Source organism: Microbacterium testaceum, assembly GCF_001476285.1.
GTDB classification, from domain to species: Bacteria; Actinomycetota; Actinomycetes; order Actinomycetales; family Microbacteriaceae; genus Microbacterium; species Microbacterium testaceum_B.
In genome coordinates, this window is record NZ_LDRU01000028.1 from 1 (window position 1) to 2,795 (window position 2,795).

Consider the following 2,795-nt stretch of genomic DNA (forward strand, 5'->3'; position numbering starts at 1 on the left):
ACGGCGGCGCCATCTACTCCCGCGATGCACAATGCTGATCTGACGAGCGCGATCGATGAGGGCAACCCGTCGCCATGCTCGTCGATCGCGACCAGTGTCTCGGATCCCATCGCCGACAAATAGAACGATCACGACTCCGCCAGCCAACTCAGCGGAACCTGCCGACAAGCGGCACGCAACGCCCCGGCGACGCCATCTCGATAACTCGGGAGAGCGGCCTCGCCGGGGCGTTGCGGCGTTCGCACGGCACCTACAGCGGCGTCGCCCCACCCCTCACCAGAACGCCGCCCACCGCCGGAACCTCGACCTCCAGCAAACTCGACCGACCCACGTGCCTCCCCTGCCGCACCGTGAACCCGAACGGCGCCGGCACACCCACCCGATCGCGCAGGTAAGCGCCCAGCGAGGCGGCGGCGGACCCCGTCGCGGGATCCTCCGTGATGTCGCCGACCGGGAAGAGGTTGCGCGCCTCGGCGACGAGACTGTCCGCGACCTCGCCACCGACGTGGACGACGATGACGGTCCCCCGCCAGCCCCGCTCGTCCATGAGGGCGCGCAGGGCCGCCGGATCGAAGTCGAACTCGTCGAACCTCTCCCGGGAGGCCACCGCGACCACCGGATGCAGGTTGCCCGCGAAGGCTTGGGCCAGTGGCATCCGGGAATCCAGGTCATCACGCGTCAGGCCGAGAAGAGCGAGGAGGCGGTCGGCGGTGTCGTCGTCGAGGTCGTCCACGTGAGGCTCGACGCTCGTGAAGCCGGCGACGATCCGCTCGTCATCGGCCGTCGTGACCACCTCGACCGGCCCGGCGGCCGTGTCGAACGTGAACGGTCCGACGCCCTCGGCCTCCGCGAGCGCCACCGCCGTGGCGATCGTCGCGTGTCCGCAGAACGGCACCTCCGCGCCGGGCGAGAAGTAGCGCACGCGCAGCCGTCGCCCGGCACGCTCCGTCACGAACGCCGTCTCGGGGTGCCCCAGGTCAGTCGCGATGCGCTGCATCTCGGTGTCGTCGAGGGCCGTGGCATCCAGGACCACACCCGCTGGATTACCGCCGCCCGGAACTTCGGCGAAAGCGAGCAGCTGCAGGGTGCCAGGGGGCTCGGTCATGCGACGATTCTCGCCGATCGCGCCCGGCACGGGAGGAGACCAGTCGCGGGTTCGTGGACTGGTCACCTAGGTTCAGCGCCGCTCCGCCCCCAGCCCCAGCACCGCCTCGGCGAGTGCGCGGATCCCCGCCGCGACGTCGGCGGAGGAGACGGCCTCGTCGGGGTGGTGACTGATCCCGTCGGGGTTGCGGAGGAACAGCATCCCCACCCCGGTGATGGCCCCGATCGCCATCGCGTCGTGACCGGCGCGACTGAACAAGGTCGGGGCCTCACCACCGATACCCGCCCGAACCACGTCCTGCAGCAGAGGCTCGCAGAACACCGCCGGCGCGGAGTGCACCTCGCGCGACCGCCAGCGCAGGCCACGGCGGCCCATGATGGCATCCAGTTCCGCCGAGATCCGATCCCACGTGTGGTCACGGGTCTCATCGAACTCACCGCGCAGATCGAGCGAGAACACCGCCTCGCCGGGGACGACGTTCACCGCCCCCGGGAACGCCTCCAACTGACCCACCGTGCCGACGATGTGGTGCTCGGCGCGACAGATCCGCTCCACCGCGAGCGCCGCTTCGCTCGCGCCGAGCAGGGCGTCGCGGCGCATGTCGTACGGCGTCCCACCGGCGTGCCGGGCCTCGCCCTCGACGACGAGCTGGAACCGCCGCGCCGACGCGATCGACGACACCGCCGCAAGCGACAGCCCGGCCCGATCGAGCTCGGGGCCCTGCTCGATGTGCGCCTCGAGATACCCGACGAGCTGGTCAGGTCGCCGCGCGGCCTCGCCGATGCGGCCCGGGTCGAGGCCGAACTCGCGGAACGCCTCGCGCAGCGTCGAGCCGTCGGCATCCGTCAGGTCCCACCAGGCGGGATCCCACTGCCCGGCCACGGCCGACGAGCCCAGCAGCGCCTTGCCGAAGCGCGTGCCCTCCTCGTCCGAGAACGCGATCACCTCGAGTGCGAACGGGAAGGGACTGGATGCCATCCCCTCGTCGTCGACGCGGCGGAGGAGCCGCACGACCTCGAGCGCCATCAGCACACCCACGATGCCGTCGAAGCGACCGGCATCCGGAACCGTGTCGAGGTGCGAACCCATCAGCAGGGCGGGGGCGTCGCGGTCTCCGGCGGGGGCGAGGCGACCGACCTGGTTGCCCGCCGCGTCTTGCCGGGTCGACATGCCGAGCTCGCGCATCCACTCCGCGGCGAGGCGGTTCACGCGGGCGTGCTCGGGCGAGAGGTAGACGCGTTCGATGCCGTCCGTCATCGACGACACCCGCGCGAGCTCCTCGCACCGCCCCATCACGCGGCGCGCGGCCGCGGCGATGCGCTCGGGCTCGACCTGGAGCCGCGTCTTCATCCGGCGGACCCGTACACGCCCTGCGCGGCCTCGACGCCACCGCCGGCGGCGACCGACGCGCCGTGGCGGCGGAGCACCGTCTCGAGGGCGGCGAGGGTGGTGAGCACTGCGTCCTTGCGCGCGTTGTAGCCCATCGTGCCGATACGCCAGACGCGCCCGTGCAGCGGGCCGAACGACGTGCCGATCTCGATCCCGAAGTCGCTCAACAGTTCGCTGCGCACCGCGTCGCCGACGACGGCATCCGGAATCTCGACCGCGACCACGTTCGTCATCTTGTGCGCGACGTCGCCGAAGACGGTGAGGCCGAGGCCCTCGACGCCGGCGAGCATCGCGTCGCCGT

General features: G+C 71.5%; 2 protein-coding genes and 1 pseudogene. All 3 read right to left on the reverse strand.

The window, feature by feature from the left end; all coding sequences use genetic code 11:
- Positions 1-250 precede the first annotated feature (250 nt).
- Entirely contained in the window at positions 251-1,105 is an 855-nt protein-coding gene (locus tag NS283_RS05740; protein WP_058595927.1) for a PhzF family phenazine biosynthesis protein, read from the reverse strand.
- A 72-nt stretch (positions 1,106-1,177) separates the two neighbouring features.
- Positions 1,178-2,455 carry an allantoate amidohydrolase gene (locus tag NS283_RS05745; protein WP_058595925.1) on the reverse strand — a complete coding sequence of 426 codons (1,278 nt, stop codon included), beginning with the start codon at positions 2,453-2,455 and terminating at the stop codon, positions 1,178-1,180.
- Positions 2,452-2,795: pseudogene (locus NS283_RS05750) on the reverse strand (alanine--glyoxylate aminotransferase family protein); the annotation flags it as partial. The pseudogene NS283_RS05750 and the gene NS283_RS05745, both read right to left, overlap by 4 nt.